This window comes from Streptomyces sp. NBC_01298, from assembly GCF_035978755.1.
GTDB lineage: Bacteria > Actinomycetota > Actinomycetes > Streptomycetales > Streptomycetaceae > Streptomyces.
Genome location: NZ_CP108414.1, coordinates 1,419,876 through 1,445,289 on the forward strand (window position 1 = coordinate 1,419,876; position 25,414 = coordinate 1,445,289).

The 25,414-nt window shown below is 70.8% G+C and carries 26 protein-coding genes and 2 pseudogenes; 19 read left to right on the forward strand and 9 right to left on the reverse strand.

The window, feature by feature from the left end; translation table 11 throughout:
* Positions 1-9: 9 nt before the first annotated feature.
* The 3 genes from OG730_RS06515 to OG730_RS06525 are packed head-to-tail and all read left to right on the forward strand — an operon-like array spanning position 10 to position 2,145.
* Positions 10-321, forward strand: coding sequence for a DUF6317 family protein (locus OG730_RS06515; RefSeq protein ID WP_327303296.1), 312 nt, complete (start codon positions 10-12; stop codon positions 319-321).
* On the forward strand, positions 314-1,465 hold the full coding sequence (locus tag OG730_RS06520; protein WP_327303297.1) for a hypothetical protein: 1,152 nt from the start codon (positions 314-316) through the stop codon (positions 1,463-1,465). The genes OG730_RS06515 and OG730_RS06520 overlap by 8 nt, the downstream gene beginning before the upstream one ends.
* Positions 1,462-2,145, forward strand: coding sequence for a hypothetical protein (locus OG730_RS06525; RefSeq protein ID WP_327303298.1), 684 nt, complete (start codon positions 1,462-1,464; stop codon positions 2,143-2,145). Before OG730_RS06520 ends, OG730_RS06525 begins: the two co-directional genes overlap by 4 nt.
* Positions 2,146-2,167: 22 nt before the next feature.
* Here the strand turns inward: OG730_RS06525 and OG730_RS06530 are convergent, their stop codons facing one another.
* On the reverse strand, positions 2,168-2,416 hold the full coding sequence (locus tag OG730_RS06530) for a WhiB family transcriptional regulator (RefSeq protein WP_327303299.1): 249 nt from the start codon (positions 2,414-2,416) through the stop codon (positions 2,168-2,170).
* 100 nt (positions 2,417-2,516) lie between these two features.
* Between OG730_RS06530 and OG730_RS06535 the strand changes: the two genes are divergently transcribed.
* Entirely contained in the window at positions 2,517-3,254 is a 738-nt protein-coding gene (locus OG730_RS06535) for a TetR/AcrR family transcriptional regulator (protein ID WP_327303300.1), read from the forward strand.
* Here OG730_RS06535 and OG730_RS06540 read toward each other — a convergent pair.
* The gene (locus tag OG730_RS06540) at positions 3,208-4,659 is read right to left on the reverse strand and encodes a DHA2 family efflux MFS transporter permease subunit (RefSeq protein WP_327303301.1); all 1,452 of its coding nucleotides are present in this window, start codon (positions 4,657-4,659) and stop codon (positions 3,208-3,210) included. The genes OG730_RS06535 and OG730_RS06540 overlap by 47 nt on opposite strands.
* Positions 4,656-5,582 carry an alpha/beta fold hydrolase gene (locus tag OG730_RS06545; protein ID WP_327303302.1) on the reverse strand — a complete coding sequence of 309 codons (927 nt, stop codon included), beginning with the start codon at positions 5,580-5,582 and terminating at the stop codon, positions 4,656-4,658. The genes OG730_RS06540 and OG730_RS06545 overlap by 4 nt, the downstream gene beginning before the upstream one ends.
* A 420-nt stretch (positions 5,583-6,002) precedes the next feature.
* Here OG730_RS06545 and OG730_RS06550 point away from each other — a divergent pair, with 420 nt between their 5' ends.
* Positions 6,003-7,418, forward strand: coding sequence for a S41 family peptidase (locus OG730_RS06550; protein WP_327303303.1), 1,416 nt, complete (start codon positions 6,003-6,005; stop codon positions 7,416-7,418).
* 24 nt (positions 7,419-7,442) lie between these two features.
* Here the strand turns inward: OG730_RS06550 and ligD are convergent, their stop codons facing one another.
* Positions 7,443-8,462: a non-homologous end-joining DNA ligase gene (gene ligD / locus OG730_RS06555; RefSeq protein WP_327303304.1), complete on the reverse strand. Its 1,020-nt coding sequence runs from the start codon at positions 8,460-8,462 to the stop codon at positions 7,443-7,445.
* Positions 8,463-8,537: 75 nt separating this feature from the next.
* Here ligD and OG730_RS06560 point away from each other — a divergent pair, with 75 nt between their 5' ends.
* The 5 genes and pseudogenes from OG730_RS06560 to OG730_RS44235 all read left to right on the forward strand — a co-directional run.
* Complete coding sequence (locus tag OG730_RS06560; RefSeq protein ID WP_327303305.1) at positions 8,538-9,629, forward strand: ATP-dependent DNA ligase; 1,092 nt, start codon at positions 8,538-8,540, stop codon at positions 9,627-9,629.
* Positions 9,630-10,051: 422 nt separating this feature from the next.
* A complete protein-coding gene (locus OG730_RS06565; protein WP_442814818.1) occupies positions 10,052-11,155 on the forward strand; it encodes an IS110 family RNA-guided transposase in 1,104 nt (367 codons plus the stop codon).
* 89 nt (positions 11,156-11,244) lie between these two features.
* Positions 11,245-11,766: a DUF6879 family protein gene (locus OG730_RS06570; RefSeq protein ID WP_327303306.1), complete on the forward strand. Its 522-nt coding sequence runs from the start codon at positions 11,245-11,247 to the stop codon at positions 11,764-11,766.
* Positions 11,763-12,581: a helix-turn-helix domain-containing protein gene (locus OG730_RS06575; protein ID WP_327303307.1), complete on the forward strand. Its 819-nt coding sequence runs from the start codon at positions 11,763-11,765 to the stop codon at positions 12,579-12,581. Before OG730_RS06570 ends, OG730_RS06575 begins: the two co-directional genes overlap by 4 nt.
* 301 nt (positions 12,582-12,882) lie before the next feature.
* A pseudogene (locus tag OG730_RS44235) lies at positions 12,883-13,071 on the forward strand (DUF7848 domain-containing protein); the annotation flags it as partial.
* 49 nt (positions 13,072-13,120) lie between these two features.
* Here OG730_RS44235 and OG730_RS06580 read toward each other — a convergent pair.
* Positions 13,121-13,744 carry a hypothetical protein gene (locus tag OG730_RS06580; protein ID WP_327303308.1) on the reverse strand — a complete coding sequence of 208 codons (624 nt, stop codon included), beginning with the start codon at positions 13,742-13,744 and terminating at the stop codon, positions 13,121-13,123.
* An 89-nt stretch (positions 13,745-13,833) separates the two neighbouring features.
* Between OG730_RS06580 and OG730_RS06585 the strand changes: the two genes are divergently transcribed.
* The 8 genes and pseudogenes from OG730_RS06585 (at position 13,834) to OG730_RS06620 (ending at position 19,151) form a co-directional block, all read left to right on the forward strand.
* Positions 13,834-14,310, forward strand: coding sequence for a transposase (locus OG730_RS06585; protein ID WP_327303309.1), 477 nt, complete (start codon positions 13,834-13,836; stop codon positions 14,308-14,310).
* Positions 14,311-14,475: 165 nt separating this feature from the next.
* Positions 14,476-15,941: pseudogene (locus tag OG730_RS06590) on the forward strand (NF041680 family putative transposase).
* A gap of 48 nt (positions 15,942-15,989) precedes the next feature.
* Positions 15,990-16,310 carry a hypothetical protein gene (locus tag OG730_RS06595; protein ID WP_327303310.1) on the forward strand — a complete coding sequence of 107 codons (321 nt, stop codon included), beginning with the start codon at positions 15,990-15,992 and terminating at the stop codon, positions 16,308-16,310.
* A gap of 194 nt (positions 16,311-16,504) precedes the next feature.
* The gene (locus OG730_RS06600; RefSeq protein ID WP_327303311.1) at positions 16,505-17,089 is read left to right on the forward strand and encodes a DinB family protein; all 585 of its coding nucleotides are present in this window, start codon (positions 16,505-16,507) and stop codon (positions 17,087-17,089) included.
* A gap of 40 nt (positions 17,090-17,129) precedes the next feature.
* A protein-coding gene (locus tag OG730_RS06605; protein WP_327309170.1) for an IS5 family transposase occupies positions 17,130-17,959 on the forward strand; the annotation gives its coding sequence in 2 pieces (ribosomal slippage) (positions 17,130-17,489 and positions 17,492-17,959; 828 coding nt in all).
* A gap of 287 nt (positions 17,960-18,246) precedes the next feature.
* A complete protein-coding gene (locus tag OG730_RS06610; RefSeq protein WP_327303312.1) occupies positions 18,247-18,378 on the forward strand; it encodes a hypothetical protein in 132 nt (43 codons plus the stop codon).
* 30 nt (positions 18,379-18,408) lie between these two features.
* Positions 18,409-18,567: a hypothetical protein gene (locus tag OG730_RS06615; RefSeq protein ID WP_327303313.1), complete on the forward strand. Its 159-nt coding sequence runs from the start codon at positions 18,409-18,411 to the stop codon at positions 18,565-18,567.
* Between the two features lie 59 nt (positions 18,568-18,626).
* A complete protein-coding gene (locus OG730_RS06620; RefSeq protein WP_327303314.1) occupies positions 18,627-19,151 on the forward strand; it encodes a nucleotide triphosphate diphosphatase NUDT15 in 525 nt (174 codons plus the stop codon).
* A gap of 24 nt (positions 19,152-19,175) precedes the next feature.
* Here OG730_RS06620 and OG730_RS06625 read toward each other — a convergent pair whose 3' ends face one another.
* The 4 genes from OG730_RS06625 to OG730_RS06640 all read right to left on the reverse strand — a co-directional run bounded on the left by OG730_RS06625 (position 19,176) and on the right by OG730_RS06640 (position 24,498).
* Positions 19,176-19,835, reverse strand: coding sequence for a GOLPH3/VPS74 family protein (locus OG730_RS06625; RefSeq protein ID WP_327303315.1), 660 nt, complete (start codon positions 19,833-19,835; stop codon positions 19,176-19,178).
* 91 nt (positions 19,836-19,926) lie between these two features.
* A complete protein-coding gene (locus OG730_RS06630; protein WP_442814841.1) occupies positions 19,927-22,059 on the reverse strand; it encodes an MDR family MFS transporter in 2,133 nt (710 codons plus the stop codon).
* Positions 22,060-22,094: 35 nt separating this feature from the next.
* A complete protein-coding gene (locus OG730_RS06635; RefSeq protein ID WP_327303316.1) occupies positions 22,095-23,444 on the reverse strand; it encodes a 6-phospho-beta-glucosidase in 1,350 nt (449 codons plus the stop codon).
* A 64-nt stretch (positions 23,445-23,508) separates the two neighbouring features.
* Entirely contained in the window at positions 23,509-24,498 is a 990-nt protein-coding gene (locus tag OG730_RS06640; RefSeq protein WP_327303317.1) for an MmyB family transcriptional regulator, read from the reverse strand.
* A 224-nt stretch (positions 24,499-24,722) separates the two neighbouring features.
* On the opposite strand from OG730_RS06640, the gene OG730_RS06645 reads away from it, so the two are divergent.
* Positions 24,723-25,391 (forward strand): helix-turn-helix domain-containing protein, encoded by a 669-nt coding sequence (locus tag OG730_RS06645; RefSeq protein ID WP_327303318.1) that lies wholly within the window; start codon positions 24,723-24,725, stop codon positions 25,389-25,391.
* Positions 25,392-25,414 lie beyond the last annotated feature (23 nt).

The following is a 25,414-nucleotide window of genomic DNA, read 5'->3' on the forward strand; positions in this document are numbered from 1 at the left end:
ATGACCGCCATGACCGCCGTGACGCCGCTCCAGGTCGAGATCGACCAGCTGGCCCGCCTCAGCAACGCCCTGGACACCTCCCTGGCCGCCCTGCGCGAGGCCCGGCGGGAGCTGGAGCACGTACGGGCCGACCAGCTGGGCACGGCGGACCTCGACGCGGCGTGCGACGGCTTCCAGGAGAGATGGGGCCACGGCACCAAGGAGCTCGCCGGGCGGATCAAGACCGTCCGCGAGGGCGTGCGCCGCAGCGCCGCCGAGTACGCCGAGCTGGACGAGGCCATCCGCGCGGCCTTCCGGCAGGCGGCGGCCACCCGTGGCTGACTCCCCCGCGGCCTCGGCCGGCTACGCCGCGCTCGGCTTCGATCCGGCCCCGGGCAACCCGGACGCGGTACGGGCCCTGACGAAGAAGCTCCGCTCCTCGGCCGACTCCCTCGCGGAGACCTCCCGCGTCGTCGACGCCCTGGTCTCCCACAGCTCCTCCTGGCAGGGCGAGGCCGCCACCGCCTTCCGCGCCACGCTGTCACGGGACCTGCCCCGCCACCTCCACGCCGCCCACACCTCCCTGGCGGAGGCGGCGCGGCGGCTGACCGGCTGGCACGACACGCTGGCCGCCCACCGCACCCTGGCCGACGACTACGCGGCCCGGGCCGCCTCGGCCACCACCGACCAGGCCCGCACCGACGCCCGCCGGCTGGCCGGCGAACTGGCCTCGGAGCACTCGGCGGCGGCCCGCCGGGTGGCGGACACGCTGACCGCGACGGCGGAGCGGCTGGCGCCGAAGGAGCCCGGGATGCTGGAGTCCGTCTGGAACAAGATCGTCAACGATCCGGCGGACGCCCTCTCCAACGCCGCGGCCATCCTGGGAGCCGCCGGTGCGGCCGTCGCCCTCTTCTTCCCGCCGGCCGGCATGGCCGTCATGCTGGTCGCGGGCGGGCTCTCGCTTGCCGCCCTGACCGCGCACCTCGCGGACCCCGGCTTCCGCAAGCCGCTGACCGACGGATTGACCCGCGGCAAGTTCGACGCCGCCTTCTGGAAGAACGGCGTGACCCTGCTCGGTGACGGCCTCGGCGCCGTTCCGGGCGTGGCCGCGGTCGCCTCGGGCGCACGGGCCGGTACGGTCGCGGCCCGCGCGGCCATGGCGATCCCGGAGGCCGGGGCCCTGGCGGGGGTCTCGCCGGGCGCGGGCGCGTTCGCCCGTACGACGTGGAACACCGCGGACGAGCTGCGGAAGGTGGAGAGCCCGCTCGCCGCCTGGGCACTGCGGTCGTCGACGCCCGAGGTCAGGGAGCGGGTGGCGGTGGGCGTGGCCGCCACCGGAGCGGCCACGGCCGCCGCCGACTACACCGGTGACGACGAGTCCGTGGACCGCGGCTCCACGGCCGTGGACGGTACCCGTCTCGTCGTGGAGGACGGTCCGTCGACGGCCGCGAAGACGGCCCGGCTGTGGACGCTGGTGCAGCCGTGACCGCCGTGACGTACCCGCCTGTTCCGCCCGTTCCGCCCGTCTGGTTCCGGCTGCCTCCCGGTTTCCACGACATCGGCCCAGGGGACCGGGGCGCCCTGGAGGAGGTCGCCGCGGCCCTGGAGGCGCCGGGCGGCTCCGGCGACGGCAACGCCGCAGGTGCGGGGTCGCAGCTCGCCCGGCTGATGGACTGCCTCGACGCACTCGCCGCTCAGCCCGGCCTGTCCCTGCTCCACAGCGCGGTCGGCCTCCACCCCGAGGGCCCGGAGACCGTCTCCACCTCGCTGTTCTCCCTCGCCGTCCGGCCCGCCGAAGACGCCGGAGCCGGGGCCGCCGTGGCACGCACGGCCCTGGCCCTCGCCCGGGCCACCCCCGGGAACGGCGCCACGCGCAGGTTCCTCGATCTGGCCTCGGGCCTCCCCTGCGCCCTCGTCTGCGGGGTCCTCCCCGGGCCCGGCACCGGCGGCCGTGGGCTGTTCCAGGCGAGGGCCGTCACCGCGCATCCGGAGGGACACCACCTGCTCCTGCTCGACCTCACCAGCGCGGCCACCGAGCACGCCGACGCGTACGCCGCCATCCTGGAGGCGGTCGCGCACACGATCGCCTTCGCCGACCCGAGCCCCCGGCCGCCCGGTCGGCCGGGCGGCGGCGGGACCTCGCGGATCCTGGAACTGCTGGGGTGACGCCCCCTGTCAGGGCCGGCGGTCAGGGCCGGCGGCGCAGGGCCTGGCGCTCGGATTCGGACAGGCCGCCCCAGACGCCGAAGCGCTCGTCGTTGGTCAGCGCGTAGTCCAGGCAGGGCTTGCGTCCCTCGCAGGCCCCGCAGAGCCTTTTGGCGTCGCGCAGCGAGGAGCCGGGCTCCGGGAAGAAGAAGCCCGGGCCCGTCTGTGCGCAGAGGGCGAGCTCGTACCAGGCCGGGGTGGCGGTGGCGGTATCGGTGGTGTTCATCGACATGCCGCAGAGCCTGTCCGTCAGTGATGGACGTCCGATCAACGCCTGATCAACAGCACAGAGTGAACGACCGTGCGTGCGATGACTTCGGTACCATGGCCGCATGGCAGACGGACGCGTGGAGCGCGGGAACCAGACGCGGCGGACCGTCCTGGAACGGACGATGAGCATCGCCTCGGTGGACGGCCTGGAAGGGCTGTCCCTGGGGAAGATCGCCACCGATCTGGGGCTGAGCAAGAGCGGTGTGTTCGCCCTCTTCGGCTCGAAGGAGGAGCTGCAGCTCGCCACGGTGCAGGCCGCCCGTGCCGTCTTCGTCGAGCAGGTCGTCCGGCCCGTACGGGACGAGCCCCCCGGCCTCGCCAAGGTGTGGCGCCTGTGCGAGAGCTGGCTCGGCTACTCCGGGCGCCGGGTCTTTCCCGGCGGCTGCTTCTTCTACTCCGCCTCGGCCGAGTTCGACTCCCGTCCCGGCCCCGTCCACGACGAGATCGCCACGATCCGCACCGACTGGACGCGGTACATCGAGCGGCTGCTGGACGAGGCCCGGCTGGCGGGCGGGTTCCGCGAGCCGGCCGCGGCCGTGGACGTCGAGCAGCTCGCGTTCGAGATCATGGCGATGATGGAGCTGGCCAACGCCCACTCCGTGCTGCACGAGGACACCACGGCCTACGACCGGGCCGCTCGGGGCATCCTCGCCCGGCTGCGCGCGGCGACGGCCGCCCCGGAGGAACTCCCGGAGCGGCCGCCCGTACTCGCGTTCCCGGTCGCCGGCTTCTCCGCCGGCGACGCCCCGGCCGTCAGCCTCCCGGCCGCGCCGGCGCCGTCGGCTTCGCCGGACCGCTGAGCCGCATCGAGGCCCCCGCGACCGCCGCGCCCAGCGCGCTGAACGCGATCAGCAGGAAGACTCCGCGCCAGTGGTCTCCCGTACCGGCCCCGGTGAGCAGGGCCGCCGTACCGGCGACGCCGAGCGCCCCGCCGAGCTGCCGGGCCGTCATCAGCAGGCCGGTTCCGGCCGCGAAGCGCTGCGGCGGGAGTCCCGCCGAGGCGGTCGTGGACAGCGCGGTCACCACGATCCCGATGCCGAGGCCGCCGAGGAGTCCGGCGGGCAGGAAGATCTGGGCGTACGAGGAGGACTCCCCGACCCAGCCCCACAGCAGCAGGGCGTTGGCGGCGAAGAGCAGCGATCCGACGGTGACGGCGGCCCCTTGGAGACGGGCGGGCACCCGCCGCCCGACGACGAGCGCGCCGGCCATGGCGAGGACGGCGCCCGGTGTGACGCCGAAGCCCGCTTGCAGGACTGAGTAGTTCCAGCGCTCGATGAGGTAGGACGGGCCGGTCAGCAGCCAGGCGTACATGGCGGCGCCGAAGAGCAGGGCGCCGATGTTGGCGCGGGCGAACAGCGGCTCGCGCCACAGGTCCCGGTCGACGGCCGGGGCGGGATGGCTGCGCGAGCGGCGCAGCGCGAGGATGCCCGCGAGGGCGCCGCCGATGACCAGCGCGAGCACCTTCGGGTCGGTCCAGCCCCATTCCGTGCCCTGGGAGAGCCCGGCCACCACTCCCGCGATGCCGAGGGCGAGGGCGGTCGTACCGACGGGGTCGGGGAGCCGGCGCCCGGTGCGGGGCTCCCGGGGGATGACGCGGGCGGCGGCCCAGCCGACGGCCAGGCCGAGCGGGACGTTGATGAGGAAGATCGCGCGCCAGTCCCACCACTCGACGAGCAGTCCGCCGATGCTCGGGCCGACGGCCGCGGCCAGTCCGCCCGCCGCCGACCAGGCACCGAGCGCGGCGGCCCGGCGGGCGGGCGGGGTGTGGGCCAGCACGAGGCCCAGCGCGGCGGGGATCATCCCGGCGGCGGCCGCTCCCTGGAGGGCGCGGGCCACGATGAGCAGGTCGGCGGTGGGGGCCGCGCTGGCGGCGAGCGAGGTCAGGGTGAAGGCGAGGGTCGAGCCGAGGAAGAGGGACCGGCGGCCCAGGGTGTCCGCGAGCCGGCCGGCCGCGGCGAGCAGGGCGGCGAACAGTACGGCGTAGGCGCTGACGACCCAGGTCAGACGGGGCAGCGACACCTCGGGGAAGGCCCGGCGCAGGTCGGGGAAGGCGACGTTGACGACGGTGGCGTCGAGGAAGGCGAGGAAGGTGACGGCGCTGGCGAGCGCGAGCACCCGCCCGCCGCCGGGGCCGCCCTCGGCCCCTGGTCCCCCGGAAACGGAAACGGTTGCGGAGGCGGTGGGCTCGGGGCGGGTGGAGGTCATGGGGTGGCTCCCGCGGTCTCGGCCGGGCTCGCCGTACGGGTACGGGAGGAGGCTGCGGAGGGGGCCTCGGAGGGGGCTGTGGAGGGGGCCCCGCTCAGGAACTCGACGGTGGTCGCGATGACTTCGGGGTCGAGGAGGATGCGACGGTGACCGAGTCCGCTGGTCTCGATCAGGCGGGCCCGCTCCCCGTAGGCCGCCGCGAGGGCGCGGGACTGGCCGGGTGCGGCGGTGTCGTCGTCCGCGTCGTGCACGAGCAGGATCTCCGAGGGGATCTCCTCGGGGTTGCGGCACGCGTCGAAGCGGGGCCAGATGTCCGGCTCGGCCGGGAACAGCCGACGCTGGACGTGGCGCCGCATGGCGTCCTCGACGGCCTGGTTCAGGCCCAGCATGGCGCGGAACCGCTCGGCCAGGAAGTCGAATTCGGCGATGGCGCCGATGCCGGCGATCCGGTCGGCCCGGATCCCGTCCCGCAGCGCGAAGAAGGTGGACACCACTCCGAAGGAGTGGGCCAGGACGGCCGAGAACTCCCCGTGCCGTTCGTGCAGTCGGCGGATGATCTCGCGCTGGCGGAGGATGGTGGTGGCCCGGCCGCCGGACTCGCCGTGGCCGGGCGCGTCGAAGGAGACCACGGTGCGGCCCTCGGACAGCAGCGCCTCGACGAACCCGGCGAAGCGCGAGGCGCGCGAGGTCCAGCCGTGCACGATGAGGACCGGCCGGGCGCCGTCGCCCCAGCGGTACGTGGTCACGGGTATCCCGTCCACGACGAGCCGCCCGGTCACGGCCCGGGCCATGACCTCCGCCTCGCCCGGCTTCACCTTCGGCCGGCCGAGCGGCCGCACGAACAGCGCGAACGCCACCCGCCCGACCGGGCCCGGGGCGACCCGGGCGGTGATGTTGAGGGTCGTGCTCAGGAGTGAAGCCATGGGGTGCATGCCCGGTTCTCCGGATCTCCTCAGAGTGGCCAGACGACGCTGGCTGGTCAGGATGATGGGCACAATATTAGCACGATCGTTCGTGTTGTTATGGATGGATTGCACGAGCAGGCTTCCGCGGGCAGGGCCGCCCCCACCGACGAGGGTGGCCGACGTCGATCCGCAAAACAGGACGAACTGCCCCTCGCGTCAAGGAATATGACGACCGTCCTCGCCGAGCGGTCGGCCGCGGCCGGGGGGTAACCCCACCTGGGGCGGGTGGGCCGCCGGATGTCCCCGGCCCCCGGGGACCCCGGATCCTGGTCCGAGTCAAGGGAGACGTCGGCGAACGGGGACAGCACGATGACAGGTACAGGTACAGGTACAGGTACAGGTACAGGTACAGGTACAGGTACAGGCTCGCGTAGAGGCATGCGGCACCGGCGCGCGGCCGCGGCGGCGGTGCTCCTCGCCCTCACGGTCACCACAGCGGGCCCCGCCGCGGCAGCCACCGCCGCCTCGGTCCGCCCATCCACTGGACCGGTCGGGCCGGTCGGGCCGGTCGGGATCTGGCGGCTCGACGGCTACGGCACCCTGCTCCGCGTGGAGTCCGGACGCCTCCAGGAGTACCAGGTCACCGGGATCAGCTGCCTGCCCGGCGCGAGCGCGCGGCGGGTACCGGGCAGCGGCGGCTCCTCGGCCTTCCGCTACGCCACCGAGGACGGCGAGGTGCTCACCGTGCGCTCCGGATCGGTGCACGTCGAAGGCTCGGTCGGCGACCGCGCGACCCGGCGCGTCACCTCTCTGCCCGAACGCTGCCGCGAGGCCCAGGAGCCCGGCCCCGCCGCGGACCCGGTCGCCACCTTCGACACGTTCTGGCAGACCTTCGCGGAGAACTACCCCTTCTTCGCCGCCAAGGGCGTCGACTGGGACGCGGTACGCGAGAGCCTGCGTCCCCGCGTGCACGCCGGCACCACCGAGGACGAACTCTTCGCCGTCTTCGAGGAGATGCTCGCCCCGCTGCACGACGCGCACGTCCACCTCTCCGACGGCGCCGGCCGGTTCTTCGGCGAGGGCCGCCCGGGCACCACGATCCCCACCCTCGAACTCGAGACCCGCGTCAAGGCGTACATCCAGGAAGTGGACCTCGACGGACGGGCCCCGCGGGAGTTCGCCCAGGGACGCATCTCCTACGCCGACCTGCCCGACGGCCGCGGCTACCTTCGCCTCTCCGGCTTCGGCGGCTACACCGAGAGCGGTGACTTCGCCTCCGAGAGCGCCGAGCTCGACCGTGCCCTGAGCGCCGTCTTCACCGCCGAGCGCACCGACCGCCTGCGCGGACTCGTCATCGACCTGCGCATCAACGGCGGCGGTTCCGACGAGCTCGGCCTGCGCCTGGCGGGCCGACTCACGGACCGCCCGTACTTCGCCTACGCCAAGCGCGTGCGCAACGCCCCCGCCGACGCCGGCCGGTTCACCCGCCCGCAATCCCTGTACGTCCGGCCCGCGCGGGGCCCCCGCTACACCGGACCGGTCGCCGTGCTCACCGGCGGTTCCACCATGAGCGCGGGCGAGACCTTCACCCAGGCCCTGCTGGAGCGCCCCGGCCGGACGGTACGCATCGGCGAACCCACCCAGGGGGTCTTCTCCGACGTCATCGGCCGCACCCTCCCCAACGGCTGGGAACTCGGCCTGCCCAACGAGCAGTTCCTGACCCGTACCGGGAAGACCTTCGACGGTCCGGGCATCCCGGTCGACGTCAGCACCCCGGTCTTCACCCAGGAGGAGTTCGACGCCCGCCGCGACTCCGCCTTCACCGCCGCCCTGCGCCGCCTCCCCCGGGCCTAGGCCGTCCGAGCCGTCTCCCGTCGATCAGTCCTCGTGCTTCGCGCGGCTCGGCTGCACCCGCTTGGGCTCGCCCGGCATCTTCGGGTAGTCCGGGGGGTACGGCATGTCGCCGAGGCCGTGGTCGTGCTCGTGACGGTCGGCCAGTTCCAGCGCGGCGTCCAGCGCGAAGGCGTGCTCGTCCATGTCCGCGTGCAGATCGCCCAGTTCCGCGAAGCGGGCCGGCATGGTCACGATGTCGAAGTCGCGCGGCTCCGCCTCGTCCAGCTCGTCCCAGCGCAGCGGCGCCGAGACCGGGGCGTGCGGGCGCGGACGGATGGAGTAGGCCGAGGCGATGGTCCGGTCGCGCGCCGTCTGGTTGTAGTCGACGAAGATCCGCTCGCCGCGCTCCTCCTTCCACCAGGCGGTGGTGACCTTCCCCGGCATCCGGCGCTCCAGGTCCCGGCCGATCGCGATGGCGCACCTGCGGACCTCGGTGAAGGTCCAGCGCGGCGCGATCGGCACGAACACGTGCAGGCCACGGCCACCCGAGGTCTTGGGCCAGCCGCGTAGGCCCAACTCCTCCAGGAGTACGCGCAGTTCGTGGGCGACGGCGACCGCGTGGTGATAGTCGGTGCCCGGCTGCGGGTCCAGGTCGATGCGCAGCTCGTCGGGGCGGTCGGTGTCCTCCCGGCGGACCGGCCAGGGATGGAAGGTGAGGCAGCCCAGGTTGGCGGCCCACAGGACGGCGGCCGGCTCGGTCGGGCAGATCTCGTCGGCGGTGCGTCCGCTCGGGAAGGCGATGTGGGCGGTGGGGATCCAGTCGGGCAGGTTCTTCGGAGCCCGCTTCTGGAAGAAGGACTCCCCCTCCACCCCGTCCGGGAAGCGCTCCAGGGTGGTGGGGCGGTCACGCAGGGCGCGGGTGATCCCGTCCGCCACCGCGAGGTAGTAGGCGGCCACATCCCCCTTGGTGAGACCGCGCTCGGGGAAGTACACCTTGTCCGGACTGGACAGCCGGACGGTCCGGCCGCCCACCTCCAGCTCGATCGCCTTGCCCGCTGCACCCATGTTCGCCACGTTAGGCGGACCCGCGCGGACCCGCACACCGAGCGGGCCCGGGCGCGGCGCCCCAGAATCGGAGACATGGATCTGCCGGTGATGCCACCCGTGAAGCCGATGCTCGCCAAATCCGTGTCCACGATCCCACCGGGCATGCAGTACGAGGCCAAGTGGGACGGCTTCCGCGCGATCGTCCACCGGGACGGGGACGAGATCGAGCTTGGCAGCCGCACCGGCAAGAGCCTGACCAGGTACTTTCCCGAGCTGGTGACGGCTCTGAAGGCCAATCTGCCGGACCGCTGCGTGGTCGACGGCGAGATCGTCGTCATCCAGGGCGGGCGGCTCGATTTCGACCGGCTGAGCGAGCGGATCCATCCCGCCGCCTCCCGGGTGAAACTGCTCGCCGAGACGACCCCGGCCTCCTTCGTGGCCTTCGATCTGCTCGCGCTGGGCGACGAGGCGCTCCTCGACACACCGCTCGCGGACCGCCGCGCCGCCCTGACCCGCACGCTCTCCACCGCTCGGCCCCCCGTCCACCTCGCGCCCGCGACCACCGACCCCGCGCTCGCACGGGAGTGGTTCGAACGATTCGAGGGCGCCGGGCTCGACGGGGTCGTCGCCAAACCCCTCGATCTCCCCTACCGGCCCGATGCCCGCCTCATGTTCAAGATCAAGCACGAGCGTACGGCCGACGCCGTGATCGCGGGTTTCCGTTTCCACAAGAGCGGTCCGATTGTCGGATCGCTGCTCCTGGGGCTGTACGACGCCCACGGAACGCTCCAGCACGTGGGCGTCTGCGCCGCCTTCCCGATGAAGCGCCGCGCCGAGCTGATCGACGAACTCGAGCCGCTCCGGATGCCCGACCCCCAGGGCCACCCGTGGGCCGCCTGGGCCGAGGAGTCCGCCCACGAGAACGCCCGGCTGCCCGGCGCGCAGAGCCGCTGGACCGGAAAGAAGGACCTGTCCTGGGTCCCGCTGCGCCCCGAGTGGGTCTGCGAGGTGGCTTACGACACCCTTACCAACAGCGTAGATGGTGGCGAAGGAGGAAGGTTCCGGCACACGGCCCGGTGGCGCCGCTGGCGCCCCGACCGGACCCCTGAGAGCTGCACCTACGACCAGCTTGAGGAAGTGGTGGGCTACGACCTGGACGAGGTGTTGGGCATCAAGGGCACGTAGACACGGCCGGTTTCCCGTTCTCTCAACCGTGATCGCTTGACCCTGGGGTCACTGGCTCGGGAGCATCGAACGCGGCGCTCCGCCGCACGGGAGAGGGGAACCGGAAGCCATGAAGGTGACCAAGCTGATCAGCACCTGTGACCTCAAGGACTGCCCGACGATCTACGCGACCGACAGGGGCACGTTCCTCGTCCAGGGGGAAACGCCGACTGACAGTGAGGATGTACGGGAGCGTTCCCCGGCGGGGTCTGACCCAACGACTGACTGACTCAGGGTCCTCAACTGGATCTGTCGGCTCCGGCCGGGGGACGCTCACGTGCATCCGCCGGACCGGGGGACGTGACTTCATAAGAGCCTGGCCAGAGGCCCCATCACTGTCTTGTCCGCCCTCCCGGCCGGCGGGTGCCATCCTGCCCGGTCGAATGGAGAGGACGGCACGATCCACGATGGCACAGCATGAGGTCGAGGTCACCGGCGGCGTCGACACCCACAAGGACACCCACACCGCGGCCGCGATCGACTCGGCAGGGCGGGTGCTGGGGTCGGCCCAGTTCCCAGCCTCCACAGTCGGCTACCGCACACTGCTGACCTGGCTCCGCTCCTTCGGTGCCCTGCTCCTGGTCGGGGTGGAGGGCACCGGTGCCTACGGCGCCGGCCTGTCCCGCTACCTGCGCGAGAACGACGTCACAGTGGTCGAGATCGACCGGCCAGACCGCAAGACCCGTCGCTGGCAGGGCAAGTCCGATCCGGTCGATGCCGAGGCAGCAGCCCGGGCCGCGCTCGCAGAACGCCGCACTGGGACCCCGAAGTCCCGTGATGGCCGTGTCGAGGCCCTGCGGGCCCTGCGGGTCGCCCGTCGCAGCGCGGTCCAGCAGCGGGCCGACGCCACCCGGCAGATCAAGACCTTGATCATCACCGCGCCAGAGGGAGTCCGCACCATGCTGCGGCACCTGAACGACAAGGACCTGCTGACCATCTGCGCGGGTTTCCGCCCCAGCCTCGACCAGGCCGGCGACCCGGTCACCGCGACGAAGATCGCCCTGCGCTCCCTCGCCCGCCGCCACCGCGACCTGGGCCAGGAGATCGACGAACTGAACGAGCTGATAGCCCCGCTCACCCAGGAGATCAACCCGGCCCTGACCGAGCTCAACGGCGTCGGCCCGGACGTCGCCGGCCAGCTGCTGGTCACCGCGGGCGACAACCCCGACCGGCTCCGCTCCGAGGCGGCCTTCGCGATGCTCTGCGGCGTCGCCCCACTGCCGGCCTCATCCGGTCGCACCCATCGACACCGCCTCAACCGTGGCGGCGACAGGGCCGCGAACGCGGCCCTCTACCGGATCGTTCTCTGCCGCCTGCGCTGGGACCAGCGCACCAAGGACTACATGGAACGACGCACCAAAGAAGGCCTCTCCAAGAAGGAGACCATCCGCTGTCTCAAGCGGTTCGTCGCCCGCGAGATCTTCCGCGTCCTGACCGCTACCCATGCCGCAACAGCAACCTCAAGTCACCTCACAACCCCTGCTTGACATCCATAAGAGCATCCACGGCCTCAAGATTCCCGCTCACGAAACCCTCGTCGAGATCCCCGTCGAGCTGATCAAGAAGGCCATCGCCGATGGCCTCATCTAGCACCCTCGCCGAACTCTTCGAGCGGTTCCGGCACGAAGCCTTCCGGCTGGAGACCCTGGACGACTACAGCGGCTCGGGGAACGTGGACGCCTACCGGGCCTTCCAGGCCGGTCAGCCGCAGCCCGAGGGCTACAACGCCGGATGGGTCGCGGAACTACGCGGCCTCGCGCACGAGGGCAAGCGCGTGTACCGCGTGCACGTCCTCCGGCGGCCCCTCACGGAGTACCTCCGCTTCGAGTTGGGCTGGGGCTACCAAACGAACATGGCCGGCGGGGAAGAGTTCTTCATCCTCGACGTGACGGACGCTCCCAACCCGCTCGAAGGCGTTCCGGACTTCTGGCTCTTCGACTCCACGGTCACGGCCGTCATGGGCTACGACGACCAGGGCGCCTTCCAGGGCGCACAGGTGCTGTCAGCAGCCGAAGCAGAACGCTTCGTCGCCTACCACGAAACGGCACTCGCTCACGCGGAACCGTTCACCGACTGGTGGGCCAAGTACGGCGAGTGAACAAGGCACAGCTCGGGGCCGCGCTGCGGGCACTGCGAGAGGCACCCGGGAAGGAAGCCAAAGCGGTAGCCCGCAACGCCCTCATGTCCCCGTCCAAGCCCTCCAAGATTGAGAACGCCAACCTCCTCCCGAGCGCCACGGACGTTGAACGCATCCTCACGGCCCTCGGCGTATCGGATGCCATCAAGGCCGAGTACACGGAAGCGGCCCGCGCGGCCACCGCGTGGCGCCTCCTCAAGCGGGCCGGCATTCACAAGGGCCAGCAGGCCGCGAAGGCCCTAGAAGCCCAAATGGTCACGCTCAGGCTCTTCCAGCCCGCCCTGGTCCCCGGACTGCTCCAGACACCCGAGTACATCCGGGCCATCCTTCAGCGCCACAACCTGAGCGAAGACGCCCTCACCCGCACGATCAGCGGAAGGCTTGAGCGGCAAGCCGTCCTCTTCGACAACACGAAGAAGCTCCGCTTCGTCATCACCGAACCCGTGCTTCGGTGGCGGATCGTCTCGCCGCAAATGATGGCCGCGCAACTCGACCGGATCGTCTCCGTATCCCGCTTGGCTCACGTGGACATCAGGGTCGTACCCCTGTCCGCTCCGCAGACGGACATCGCGAACCACGCCTTCGTCATCCGTGACGACCGGATGGTGACCGTAGAAACGGTCCACGCCGAGGTAGTCGTAACCGACCCTCGGGACGTTGAAATGTACGTCCGCAAGTTCGAAGGGTTCGAGCAAGTCGCCCTGTCCGGCGACAGAATGCGGACCTTCATCGAGAGCCTCCGGGACGGATTCTTGACGGAACAGGAAACAGGCTAGGAACGCCTATCCCCGCTGGTCACTATTGCTGCCAACGCAGCGACGGCGACCACGAGGGGTGCGACATGGCGGCGACGGCAGCACAGCTTTGGACTCAGGTACCCCAGCGGGACCCCTTCGAACGACCGGACCCGAAGCCTGTACCGAGGTGTGATGTGTGCGCCGCTCTCGACAAGCAACGAGCCGTGTTCCGTAGCGAGCACAACGCCAGTGGAGTCACTGACTGCAACGTGGAGATCCGGCAGCACCCTCACCCCAAAGGGTCGAGCGTCGCCCGCGCCCGGAAAGCGCGGGCCGCCAAGTGATCAAAAGCGTTCTCCGCTACGTGCAACACCGGATCATCAGCCACCCCAGAGGGGAAGTCACCGTGTCGGCACGCTGTCTTGACCCTGACTGCACGTGGGAGACAGGACCCATAGCGGACCTTGCCGCCGTCGATAACGACTGCATGAGCCATACCGGCCACTACGCCGAACACGACACGTTCACCCGCCGGTTTGAGGACGTGGCCTTGGACGTCGTCTCGTTTGGCGTGGAACTCACATGTCTCGGGCCGGGCCGTACGCCTCACGGGTCCGCTCGTCAGGTCCCGTCGGGAGGTACTCCAGTAGGACGGGACCGGGGTGCAGGGCCGCGCTGGCCCCGCCAGCCATCTCTTCGCCGGTCAGGTAGCGGTACAGCCACTCGGCGAAGTCCATGGCGTGGCCGGCCCAGTCGCCCTCCGAGCCCTGGACCACGATTCCGTCGGGGTAGCCGTGGACCTCTGGAGCCAGGAAGACAGCGGCTCCCTGGTCCGTGCTCGCAAGAGGGATGAGACCGTCGGAGGAACCGAAGGTGATCTGCGGACGGTTGCAGATCACTCTTGGGTCGGCGTCTGGTCCCAGGTCGTCGGACTCCCATGACCGCCACTCGGACCAGCCTTCCGCCTCCGACCGGATCTCCTCGCCTAGGTTCCGCCATGCACAGGCCGGGTGGGACGAAAGGTAGAGATTCCCGTTGAGCTGGACGGGGGCGTACGCATCGACGATCGCCTTGTAGTCAGCGGGAAGCCTTCTGTCGATCTCCTGCTCCAGGTGCAGCCAGGCAGCGCGATCGTTGTAACGGTTCTCCCCTGGGCCGAGCATGGCGAAGACGGCCCGCAGATAGTCGGTCATGGCGGTCATGCCCCTCGAAGATGCTGGCCGGGAATGGCTCGTGCCAGCATCGAGCACCCCTCCTGCCGACGGTTGGCCGGGGTCCTCGTTGTCTTGGCATGGAGATGGTGCGGCAGCTGGTGCCAGATAGCTTGTGGGAGCTCTTCCTTCGCGTGATGCCCGAAGCGCCGGTGCGTCCACAAGGCGGCGGACGTCGCAGGGCTGACGACCGTGGAGTCTTGGCCGCGATCCTTTTCGTTGCCACGTCCGGCTGCACATGCCGGCAGCTCCCACCCAGGTTCGGCGCTTCCTGGCAGACCGCCCACCGCCGATTCACGCACTGGACCGAAGCCCGGGTTTGGGCCAAGCTCCACCGCATCATCCTCGACGAACTGGGCGCCACCGGGGAACTGGACTGGTCGAGGTGTGCGATCGATTCAGTGAGCGGCCGCCACCGGTGGGTAGTCGAGCGGACTGTGTCCTGGCTTGCTGGCTGCCGCCGGCTCCACCGCCGCTACGAACGCAAGGCCGAACACTTCCTTGCCTTCGTCGGCATAGCCGCGACCCTCATCTGTCACCGCCGCCTCACCAACTGAGACGTCGTCTTAGTCGAGAGACTCGGGGAACAGCACTAAGCTTGACGTTTTGGTCCGTCATCGAACAGGGCTCGGACTTGTTCGGGGTTTCCCCAGTTCACGGCGTGTCCACGGGGCTGGAGCCTGATCCTGCGAGAAGAGGTCGGCGCGGCGCGTGGAGCCTGGATCGTGGATCAACGAGGCGAGTTCACAGCGGTGACGGCGTTCCGCACTGAGCTGTACAGCTCCTTGCTTGCCCGGGGCGATGCGCTCTTCGAGCTGTGCGATGCGTTGTTGTGCACCGACGGCCCGGTCCGCACCCTTGTGGACCTGGCCCTCGCGCCCGAGCACAGGCGGGGGCATGGTGCTCTCTACGCCGGTCTGAACCAAGGCCGGATCGATGTCGCCCGGCTCCGCCGCGCCCTGGTCGGGGTGCCGCTGCCCCGGGCCGCCGACGGTCGCCTCGTGCTCGCGGTGGACGTCTCGCCGTGGCTGCGGCCGGACGCGGACACGTGCTCGGACCGATCCTTCTGTCACACCTTCGGCCGGGGCCTGGGCAAGCACCAGATGGTGCCCGGATGGCCGTACTCGATCGTCGCCGCACTGGAATCCGGCCGCACATCATGGACTGCCCTGCTGGACGCGATCCGGCTGGAGCCTGGCGCAGACCTGGCGGCGGTCACCGCCAAGCAGGTCCGCGAGGTTGTCGAACGCCTCGTCGCGGCGGACCAGTGGCGCCAGGGTGATCCTGAGGTCCTGGTTGTCCTCGACGCAGCTACGACGCGCCTCGGATCGCCCACCTTCTGATGGACATGCCGGTCGAGGTGTTGGGTCGGCTCCGCTCGGACCGGGTGATGCGCAAGCCGGTTCCGGTGCCGTGGATCTGCCCGCCGCAGGGCGGGCGCCCGCCCAAGCACGGTGGCAAGTTCGTCTTCGGCCGCCCCGAGACCTGGGGCGAGGCGGCGGTAGTGACCGTGACCGACACAGAGCGGTACGGGACCGCGACCGCGCAGGCGTGGGACCGGCTCCACCCCCGGCTGACCCGCAGGGCTGCGTGGGGGGATCACGAGGGGTCCCTGCCGATCATCGAGGGCACCGTGATCCGGTTGACCGTGGCGAAGCTGCCCAGCGGCGGAGTCAACAAGCCAGTTTGGTTGTGGTGGTCGGGCACCGGCGCCGCCGCCGAGGACGTCGACCGGCCCTGGCAGGCCTTCCTGCGCAGGTTCGATGTTGAGCACACGTTCCGCCTGCTCAAGCAGACCCTCGGCTGGACCCGGCCCATGCTCCGCGACTCTGCCGCAGCCGACCGATGGACCTGGCTCGTCCTGGCCGCGCACGCCCAACTTCGACTCGCCCGCCCCCTCCCCGCTGATCTCCGCCGGCCGTGGGAACGACCGGCGGAACCGAACAGGCTGACACCGGCCCGAGTCCGCCGCGGGTTCAGGAACCTGCGCGCGAAGACGGGCACGCCAGCTCGTGCACCGAAACCCACCCGCCCCGGCCCCGGTCGGCCGCTCGGCTCGAAGAACCGGCGGCCCGCCGCCCGCTACGACGTTGGACACATCCTCGCCACCGGCGAGTCCTACACCCGACCCGCACACCACAAGAAGGGGACGAAGCCCCGGCGAACAACCGATGATGGCCGTCAATAGGCTGCTCGGGCTACAGCCCCAGCCGGATCGATCTACAGGGGGCCGACCATGGAGAACTGGTCTAAGTGGGAGAACGACGAAAGCGCAGCTCGTTCTCGCTACACCCAGGACATACAGGCAGAACGCCGCGCTCTGCGCGAGTCCCTACGTTCAGACCTGCCCGCCGCCCACATGGGCTTGGGCGTGACCGTCATCGCCTTGATCGTCATCGCCAGTTTCTCTGGCCCTCGATGGACTTTGATCATCTCTGGCGCCTTCACGGCCTGGTTCCTTTTAGCACTGGCAGTGATTCACATCGGCAGCGGCCGTGGCCGGGATGCCCTCCGCCGGGCCTACATCGCCACGTTCGGCTGGGGCAACTGGATCTGAACGTCGTTCACGGTGAGCCCCTCCGCCGGAGCCAGACGATAAACGTCAAGCTAAGAGGATGTCTCACGTGGATAGGTTCCGAGCTCCTTCAGCAGGTCTGGGCGGTGACCATAGCTGACCACGGCTCTGCCAGTCGGTGCGGAGCGCGTACGGGATCTTGAGACCATGAGCAGCCCATGGCAGGCTCGTGCCCCATGATCGATGAGTTCGCGAAAGACAACCTGCACAAGAGACTGCGGCGGGACCGTGAGGCGCTGCTCTGGAAGCTCGATGGCTTGTCCGAATACGACGCACGCCGGCCTCTGACAGCGACCGGGACCAACCTCCTCGGCCTGGTCAAACACGTGGCCACGGTCGAGGCCAGGTACTTCAGTGAGGTCTTCGACCGCCCTTCTCCGGAACCGCTGTGCCGGTGGCAGGACTCCGACGGCAGCGATCAATGGGCAGCCGAGAACGAGACACGCGATCAGATCGTCGCGTTCTACCGGCGCATGTGGGAGCACTCGGACGCGACAATCAGCGAGCTTGCCCTCGATGCCCCCGGCCACGTGCCCTGGTGGTCGGAGCCTCATCCGAACACGAACCTGTTCGCCATCATGGTCCATGTCCTCGGCGAGACCATCCGGCATGCCGGGCACGCCGACATCCTGCGCGAGGGCGTCGACGGCCGGACCGGGATGCGCGCCGAAAACGAGCAGCCGATCGACGAGGAAGCCCGCGCAGCCTACTTCGCGAAGATCGAGCAGGCCGCCAGGCCGACCGCACCAACCAAGGCTTAGAAGGCTGTCCCGCGACGTGACGTGATGTTCGAGCGGCATGATGCCGGTCGTGAGTGCTGCTGATCTGTCGAAACGCCTGGTTCCTGATGCACTCTGGGAGCTGGTTGCCCCGTTATTGCCGTCGTTCGCGGCTCGACCGCAAGGTGGTGGGACCGCTCCGTGTGACGAACGGGCAGTGTTCACGGCAGTGGTGTACGTCCTGACCACCGGCTGTGCCTGGCGGCATCTGCCGCCGACGTTCGGCACGTCCCCCGCCACCGCGCATCGCCGCTTCACGGTATGGACCGAGGCCGGCCTATGGCGTCGGCTCCACCGGGCGGTGCTGGACGAACTCGGGGCCCGGGGCAAGGTGGACTGGACCTCGGCGATCGTCGACGCGGCCTCTGTTCGCGCCAAAAAGGGGGATCACTGACCGGTCCGAACCCGGTCGATCGCGGCAAGAAGGGCAGCAAGTTGCACGTGCTGTCCGATGGCCAGGGCGTCCCACTCACCGTCGCCGTGTCAGTCGCGAACATGCACGACAGTCTCGCCCTCAAGCCGCTCATCCTCGGCATCCCCGCCATGCGGTCCCGCCGGGGGCCACGGCGACGCCGCCCCGTCAAACTCCGCGCGGACAAGGCGTACTTTTCCGCCGAGCACCTGGCCTGGCTGCGCGAGCGTGGGCTGGTCGCGCGCATCGCGCGGCCAGGCGTCGACTCCGGAAAACGCCTCGGGCGGCACCGCTGGAAGATCGAGCGGTCGATCGCTTGGCTCTTCGGCTACCGCCGCTTGACCGTCCGGTACGAACGAAAGGGCTCACACTTCCTCGCCTTCCTCGGCCTGGCTGCTGCCCTGACCTGCTACAAGAAGCTCGCGAAACTTGCCACGTGAGACACCCTCTAAGAGATCAGGACCTGATCCCTGCGCACGTCGTGCGCGTGCGGCTAACCCCCGAACCTGAACCGAACCCCCGGGATGCCGACCCCGGGGGTTCCTCTTGTCCCCAGACCTCGTACCCGCCGAGCTACACAGCCTAGCTATAGCGAGTTGAGAACTGCCCTCCCGGAACGCCGCAGGTCACCGCCTCCGCCGGCCTCGCCGCGCAACGCTCAACTCGAAACATGAAAAGGCCCCGACCTCTCGAAGGGAGTCGGGGCTTCGTCACGGACTCTGGGGCCATGGAGAGACGCGCGGTCGAGTTCCTCCGCGAGGCCGGCCACCCCGACCCGGACGCCGTGAATCTCACCGACGAAGCACTCTTCGAGTGGCGTGGGGGAGGGCCGGACACCTGTGCGGAGTCGCCACCGTGACCAGCCCGGACAAAGATCGTTGGCAAGGGCGTGAACAACCTTACGAAGCGCGCCTTTACCGCCCTGCTCACCGCCGGGGCCCTGTGCCTGCCCGTCTACAGCGCTTCGGCGCAGCCCGTCGACGACGACGTGATTACCGCAAACCCGAACTGCGCGGAGGAAGGAAACCTGAGGACGGCTCGGACGTAAGGTCGCGGGCGGGCCGCACCGCACGCCGCCCCGGCACCCCGATCCACCGAAGGACGCCCATGAGTACAGCACCCGGCGAACCCACCGCACGCGCCGTCCCCCGCCCCCACGCCGTCGTCGGAGTCGGCGTGGTCGTGGTCGGTCACGACGGCCGGGTGCTGCTCGGCCAGGCCCACGACGGGCGCTGGGAACTGCCCGGCGGCAAGGTCGACCCCGGGGAGGGCTTCGAACAGGCCGCCGCCCGCGAACTGGCCGAGGAGACCGCGCTGCGGGCCGCGCCCGAGGAGATCCGGATCGTGTCGGTCCTGCTCGCCGCCGACTCCGGCCGGACCCAGCTGACGGCCGCGGCCGTCACCTCGGCCGCCGAGGGCAACGCCACGGTCACCGAGCCCCACAAGATCGCCCGCTGGTCCTGGTTCGCCCCGGCCGACTTCCCGGCGGCCCTCTACGCCCCGTCCGCGGCGGTGCTTCGCGCCTGGCGGCCCGACCTGACGCCGCACCTCCCGCACGTACCGTCGTACGCCTATCCGACCACCACCGCCCCGGACCCCGAGAGCGGTCCGGGGCGCCACACTGACGGCTGATTCGCGCCCGCGCGGCAGCGGGTCTCAGGTCACGGTCACCACCGTCGCCGCGGTGACCGCGGCCATCGCCAGCTGCATGTCGCGGATCGCGGCGCGGATGCTCTCGGCCGCCCAGTGCCCCTCGGCTATCGCGGCCGTGCGTGCGGTGATCTCCTTGCGCGGGATCCCCGGGAAGGCCAGGCCGTGCAGGCCGGCCGCGTGGATCACCGCGACGAGGCTCGCGGTGCGCTCGTCCGGCTCCGCGCCCTTGGACACCGCGGCGGCGAGCCGCTCGCGCAGTTCGCGCTCGGCCGCCCCGTCGGCCTCCGGATAGCGGCGCACCGGGATCACTCCGAGGGCCTTGCGCCGCTCCTCCACGACCACCCCGCGCCCGACCAGCCGCTCCACGACCGGGCCGACGGCCTTGGCCTGGTCCTTCGTCAGCCATGGGGACACCCGGCGCCTGGTCCGGCCGCGCATCCAGGCCCGTATCGACTCGATCCGGCCGTCGAGCAGTTCCTCCCCGATGGGCGGCGCGTCCACCAGCTCCAGGTACTTGCCGGAGACCCGGACCCGCTCCGCGAGGACCAGTTCGAGCAGGAGCGCGCCCGCCACGGCCCAGTTGACCGACTGTCGCTGCTTGACCGACCCGGACTCGTCGTCCAGCGACAGCAGCATGATCTCTTCAGCCAGCGTGATCCGCATCCCGGCACCCCCGCACCCGTGGAACCCGTAGAACCCGTGGAACCCCTTTCACCACCAGACGTCCGGGCCCGCCGGGGAGTTCCCGTCCGCCCTACGGCCGCCCCGCCATCGCGCGCGGGGCGAAGTTCCCGTCCCCGAGGTCCTCCGCCAGCAGGCGCTTCGCGATCGCGTCCGCCGCGGCCCGCAGTTCCGCGCTGCGCGGTCGGCCCCGGTCCTTCTCCAACTGGTCGCCGAGCCACTGGGCCCACGCGGCCGAGATGACGCCCGCCTCCCGCTCCCCCGCCGGGGTCTGCGTGTAGAAACCGTTCTGCCGCGTCATGTAGCCCTCGTCCACCATCCGTTCGAAGACCGGCAGGAGGACCTCCGGGGGCAGGTGCCGGCGCGAGGCGATGAGTCCGAGGCTCGCGTAGCCGACGGTGCGGGTCATCAGGTCCACCTGCATGACCGCCCACGCGCCCGCCATGTCCAGCCGGGTGTCGGAGGAGTTCACGATCCCGCGCGCCGTCTCGGGCCCCATGGTGCGCACCAGCTTGCCGACCGCCAGTTCCAGCAGCTTCGCCGAGTCCCCGGAGGCCGTGGCGGGCGAGCCGAAGCCGTCGCCCATGTCCGTGGAACCGGCCCGGGCGCTGTCGCGCAGCTTGACCTGCTTGAGGAACAGCGCGACGACGAACCCGACCACCGCCACCGGCACGGTCCACAGGAACACCGTGTGCAGGGTGTCCGCGTACGCGTTGATGACCGGCCCGGCCGCCGCCGGATCCAGTCCGTGCACGCCCTGCGGGCTCTGCGCGGCGACGGCGAGCTGCTGCGGGTCCTGTCCGGTGGCGCGGGCGGCCTCCGCCACTCCCTTCGTCAGCGCGGGCTTCAGGGTGTTGGCGTAGATCGTGCCGAAGACGGCGGTCCCGAAGGCGCTGCCGAGCGTACGGAAGAAGGTGACGCCCGAGGTCGCGGTGCCGAGGTCGGCGTAGTCCACGGTGTTCTGCACGGCGATGGTCAGCACCTGCATGCACAGGCCGATGCCGGTGCCGAGGACGAACATGTAGAGGGATTCCAGCCAGGCGCCGGACTGCGGTCCCATCCGGGAGAGGAGGTAGAGGCCCAGGCCCATCACGGCGCTGCCGACGATCGGGAAGATCCGGTAGTGCCCGGTCTTGCTGGTGACGTTGCCGCTGAAGACCGACGCGATCAGCAGGCCGATGACCAGCGGCAGGGTCCGTACGCCCGAGACGGTGGCCGAGTCCCCGTCCACGTACTGCAGGTACGTCGGCAGGAAGGTCATCGCACCGAGCATCGCGAAGCCGACGACGAAGCTGAGGACGGAGCAGACCGAGAAGACGGGGTTGCGGAACAGCCGCATCGGCAGCATCGGTTGTGCGGCGCGCATCTCCACCAGGCAGAACAGCGCCAGCGCCAGGACACCGCCCGCGAAGAGCCCGACGATGAGCGGCGAGCTCCAGGCGTACTCGTTCCCGCCCAGGCTCGTGGCCAGGATCAGCGCGCTCGCGCCGATGGCGACCATCGCGATGCCCAGGTAGTCGATGACCGGTTTGCCCGCGGCGCGCACGGAGGGGATCGTCTTCGCGGCCGCCACCACGACGAGGATCGCGATCGGCACGTTGACGTAGAACGCCCAGCGCCAGGTCAGGTGGTCGGTGAAGAGTCCGCCGAGCAGCGGCCCGATCACCGTGGCGACGCCGAAGACGGCGCCGATCGCGCCCTGGTACTTTCCGCGTTCGCGCAGCGGGACCACATCGGCGATGAGGGCCATCGCGGTGACCATCAGCCCGCCGGCGCCGATGCCCTGGATGCCCCGCCACACGATGAGCAGGGTCATGTTGCTCGCGAGGCCGCACAGGAACGAGCCGGTGATGAAGACGATGGCGGAGACCTGGAAGACCAGTTTCCGGCCGAAGAGGTCGCCGAACTTGCCGACGAGCACGGTCGCGACCGTCTCGGTGAGCAGGTACGAGGTCACGACCCACGACATGTGGTCGCCGCCGCCGAGGTCCGCCACGATCGTGGGCAGCGCCGTGCCCACGATCGTCTGGTCCAGGGCCGCGAGCAGCACGCCGAGCATGATCGTGCCGAACACGATGTTGCGCGAGCGCCGGTCGAGGACGGGCGGCTGCGCGGCGGCCATGGCGGGGGCCGCGCCTTCGGCTGTGGCTGCACCTTCGGCTGTGGTCACACTCCGCACTCTCACAGCGCACCCGCCCGGCCGCATGCGGCGTTAGCCCATCCGCGCAGGGGAACGGCCCGTCAGCGCAGGTAGCCCAGCCCCGGGTGCTCCGCCGCGTATCCGGTCACCAGCCGCCGGGCCACCCCGACCGAGTCGACCAGCGGATGCAGCGCGAAGGCCTTGACGGCGTCCGCCCGCGAGCCGCTCCTCGCCGCGGCGAGGACCTCGCGCTCGGCGGCTTTGACCGAGGCCACCAGGCCCACCGCGTGCAGCGGCAGCGGGTCGACGGCGACCGGGTGGGCCCCGTTGGCGTCGACCAGGCAGGGCACCTCGATGACGGCCTCGGCGTCGAGCACCGACAGGGTCCCGCGGTTGCGGACGTTCAGGATGAGGGTGGCGCGCTCGTCCCGGGCGATGGCGCGCATCAGGGCGAGGGCCACCTTCTCGTACCCGCCCGACTGCAGGTCGCTCTCCTCGCGCTCGCCGACGCCCGCGACCTCGCGGTTCTCGGCCATGTACGTGGCTTCGCGCTCGGCCCTGGTCCGGTCCCAGGCGGCCAGCGCCGCCCCGGGGCCCGTATCCGGCCGCCCGGCCTCGGCGTAGAACCCCCGCTGCTGGTCGCGCAGGAAAGCCCCGCGCGTCTGCTTGACCTCCTGGTAGGCCCGTACCGTGTCACGGTTGAAGTAGTAGTAGTGCAGGTACTCGTTCGGGATCGCCCCGAGCGAGCGCAGCCACTCGGCCCCGAACAGCCGGCCCTCCTCGAAGGATTCCAGCGCCCGCGCGTCGGCCAGCAGCCGCGGGAGTTCGTCGCGTCCGCCGATCCGCAGTCCGCGCACCCAGCCCAGGTGGTTGAGGCCGACGTAGTCGATCCAGGCCTCTTCGGGCCGGGCGCCCAGCAGCCGGGCGATCCGCCGTCCGAGTCCGACCGGCGAGTCGCAGATGCCGATGACCCGGTCCCCGAGTTCCTCGGCCATGGCCTCCGTGACCACTCCGGCGGGGTTGGTGAAGTTGATCACCCATGCGTCGGGGGCGGTACGGGCCACCCTGCGCGCGATCTCACGGGCCACCGGCACCGTCCGCAGGCCGTAGGCGATCCCGCCCGCGCCGACCGTCTCCTGGCCCAGTACGCCCTCGGCCAGGGCGATCCGCTCGTCGGCGGCGCGGCCTTCCAGCCCGCCGACACGAATGGCCGAAAACACGAAGTCGGCGCCGCGCAGGGCCTCGTCGAGATCGGTGGTGGCCGTGACGGCCGGGGCGTCCGCGATCCCCTCGGCCTGGTCCGCGAGGACCCGGGCCATGGCACGGAGCCGGCCGGAGTCCTCGTCGTACAGGGTCACGTGCGACACCCTGCCCTCGGCGTGATCGCCGAGCAGGGCTCCGTAGACGAGCGGTACCCGGAATCCGCCCCCGCCGAGGATCGTCAGCCGCACGCCCTTACCGCCTTCCGCAGTGCTCCAGTGCCAAGGTGTCGCGGCACCAGTCTCCCCCGCCGGATCACTCCACCGGCGACGGCACGGCACGCAGCCGCGGCGGCTGGTGCTGCTGCGCGCCCGGACCGCTGGGCAGCGGGCCCGTCGGCAGTCCCTGCGGCGAGGAGAGGACCAGCGTCATCCGGGTCAGTCCCATGCCGTTGAGCATCGGGCCGGATTCCGCCACCATCCGGCAGCGCACCAGGCCCCAGCCCGGGTCCGGGTGGCGCACGGTGCGCACGGCGCCGTCCTGTTCGGCGGCCTCGGCCCCGTGGGTCGTCAGCCAGTGCGGCACGCCGTACCGGTAGGCGGCCTCCATGAACGGGTCACGGGCCACCTCCTGACGGATGCTGCGCAGCCCCTCGTCGTCGGGGGCGGCGGCCAGGGCCGTCGCGAACCGGGCCAGCAGCGGTACGCACCAGGCCGGTTCGTGGTCCTCCAGCACGGCCGCGGCGTCCGGGTGGAACAGCACGAAGCGCAGGAAGTTGTCGTCCGGCAGGGCGGTCGGATGCGGACGCACCGACTGGAAGAGCCGGTCGAACGCCGAGTTGGTCAGGGCCACGTCCCAGCGGTGGTCCACGAGGAAACTCGGGTACGGCACGGCCTCCATGAGGGCCGCGTAGTCGCACAGGTAGTCGCGCTGTGCCGGGTCGTCGGGCAGCCGGTTGTCCTCGGCCGCGCGCCAGGTGGGCGGCGGGTCGCGGTCGACCATGATCCGGAAGAGCCAGAAGCACTGCCGCTCGCTCATTTCCAGGGCCTCGGCCAGGGCGAGCAGCTTGCGGTCCGTCCACTCCTTGACCAGGCCGCGTTCCCAGTTCCCGTACGCGCGCACGCTGATGCGAAGCCGCGCCGCCAGGTCTTCCTGGCTCAGCCCCAGTTCCTCCCGGCGCTGGCGCAAAATCTCCTTGCGTCGCTCCGACCGCACGGCGCCGCGTGCGGACTCCTCGCCCGCGAGGCGCTCCCCACCGATGTGGGCGAGGCCATCGGACGGGCCCACCGCTGCGAGATGTGCCACCGAGAGCTCCCCCCTCTTCCTTACGGTCTGGATCTTCATTTCCGTGTGGCGATCCTGCTACCGACTTCATTCGAGTGTCAACTATTGTGGCAATTCCAGCCTTCGGCCAGCTCGTTCCCGCCACAGATGTGGCACGTTCTAGCCGTACGGACCGAGACCGGATAGATTCCAGAGGCCGACCACGTGCCCGTACCCCGACCTCGCGCGATCTAGGAGAACCACTGGTGACAGACGGCTTCCCGGCTCCCGTCGCGGTGGCCAACACGCTCCTGGCAGCCACCGTCACGCGAGTCGCAGAACTCGCAGGCAAGCTGGGCCGCGACCTGAACCAGGTCTTCGACCTGCGCCGCCTCTCCGAGGCTTCGGGCGTCCCGGCCGACGTGGTGCGGAGCTTGCTGGACGGCCGGCCCGCCGGCGAGCCCGATCTCCAGACCCGGTTCCTCCAGCGCCTCGACCTGCTGCGGCGCACCCGCGTGAAGCCCAACGGCCGCCGGTACACGCAGCAGGAGATCGCCGACGGCGCCGCCATGTCGCGCCAGCAGGCCGGGGCCCTGATCAACGGCGACCGTCGGCCGACCATGGAACACTGTGACGCGATCCAGCGCTTCTTCGGAGTGCACGCCGGATTCCTCACCGCCCATGACGCGGACGCGCTCACCGACGCCCTCCAGCGCACCGAGCAACAGCTGCTCCAGGACTTCGCGGGGCGCGCCCGGGAAACCGCGACCGCTCCGGCCGCTTCGACGGGCGATCCGCTGGCAAGACTTCTCCAGAACCACGGCGTACGGGGCATCGCCTGGAGAGCCGCCCAACTGCCCAGCGACAAGCACCGGGACAAGGTGACCGAATGGCTGGACATGCTCCTCGAAAGCGTAAAACCGAACGAATCCTGACCCAGTCGAAAGTCTGGGTCTGA

Coding starts and splice junctions, on each gene's coding strand:
- OG730_RS06515 (WP_327303296.1), top strand. CDS start 10: ATGACCGCCGTGACGCCGCTCCAGGTCGAGATCGACCAGCTGGCCCGC.
- OG730_RS06530 (WP_327303299.1), bottom strand. CDS start 2,416: ATGTCGATGAACACCACCGATACCGCCACCGCCACCCCGGCCTGGTAC.
- OG730_RS06535 (WP_327303300.1), top strand. CDS start 2,517: ATGGCAGACGGACGCGTGGAGCGCGGGAACCAGACGCGGCGGACCGTC.
- OG730_RS06540 (WP_327303301.1), bottom strand. CDS start 4,659: ATGACCTCCACCCGCCCCGAGCCCACCGCCTCCGCAACCGTTTCCGTT.
- OG730_RS06545 (WP_327303302.1), bottom strand. CDS start 5,582: ATGGCTTCACTCCTGAGCACGACCCTCAACATCACCGCCCGGGTCGCC.
- OG730_RS06550 (WP_327303303.1), top strand. CDS start 6,003: ATGCGGCACCGGCGCGCGGCCGCGGCGGCGGTGCTCCTCGCCCTCACG.
- ligD (WP_327303304.1), bottom strand. CDS start 8,462: ATGGGTGCAGCGGGCAAGGCGATCGAGCTGGAGGTGGGCGGCCGGACC.
- OG730_RS06560 (WP_327303305.1), top strand. CDS start 8,538: ATGGATCTGCCGGTGATGCCACCCGTGAAGCCGATGCTCGCCAAATCC.
- OG730_RS06565 (WP_442814818.1), top strand. CDS start 10,052: ATGGAGAGGACGGCACGATCCACGATGGCACAGCATGAGGTCGAGGTC.
- OG730_RS06570 (WP_327303306.1), top strand. CDS start 11,245: ATGGCCTCATCTAGCACCCTCGCCGAACTCTTCGAGCGGTTCCGGCAC.
- OG730_RS06580 (WP_327303308.1), bottom strand. CDS start 13,744: ATGACCGCCATGACCGACTATCTGCGGGCCGTCTTCGCCATGCTCGGC.
- OG730_RS06585 (WP_327303309.1), top strand. CDS start 13,834: ATGGAGATGGTGCGGCAGCTGGTGCCAGATAGCTTGTGGGAGCTCTTC.
- OG730_RS06595 (WP_327303310.1), top strand. CDS start 15,990: ATGGAGAACTGGTCTAAGTGGGAGAACGACGAAAGCGCAGCTCGTTCT.
- OG730_RS06600 (WP_327303311.1), top strand. CDS start 16,505: ATGATCGATGAGTTCGCGAAAGACAACCTGCACAAGAGACTGCGGCGG.
- OG730_RS06610 (WP_327303312.1), top strand. CDS start 18,247: ATGGAGAGACGCGCGGTCGAGTTCCTCCGCGAGGCCGGCCACCCCGAC.
- OG730_RS06620 (WP_327303314.1), top strand. CDS start 18,627: ATGAGTACAGCACCCGGCGAACCCACCGCACGCGCCGTCCCCCGCCCC.
- OG730_RS06625 (WP_327303315.1), bottom strand. CDS start 19,835: ATGCGGATCACGCTGGCTGAAGAGATCATGCTGCTGTCGCTGGACGAC.
- OG730_RS06630 (WP_442814841.1), bottom strand. CDS start 22,059: ATGCGGCCGGGCGGGTGCGCTGTGAGAGTGCGGAGTGTGACCACAGCC.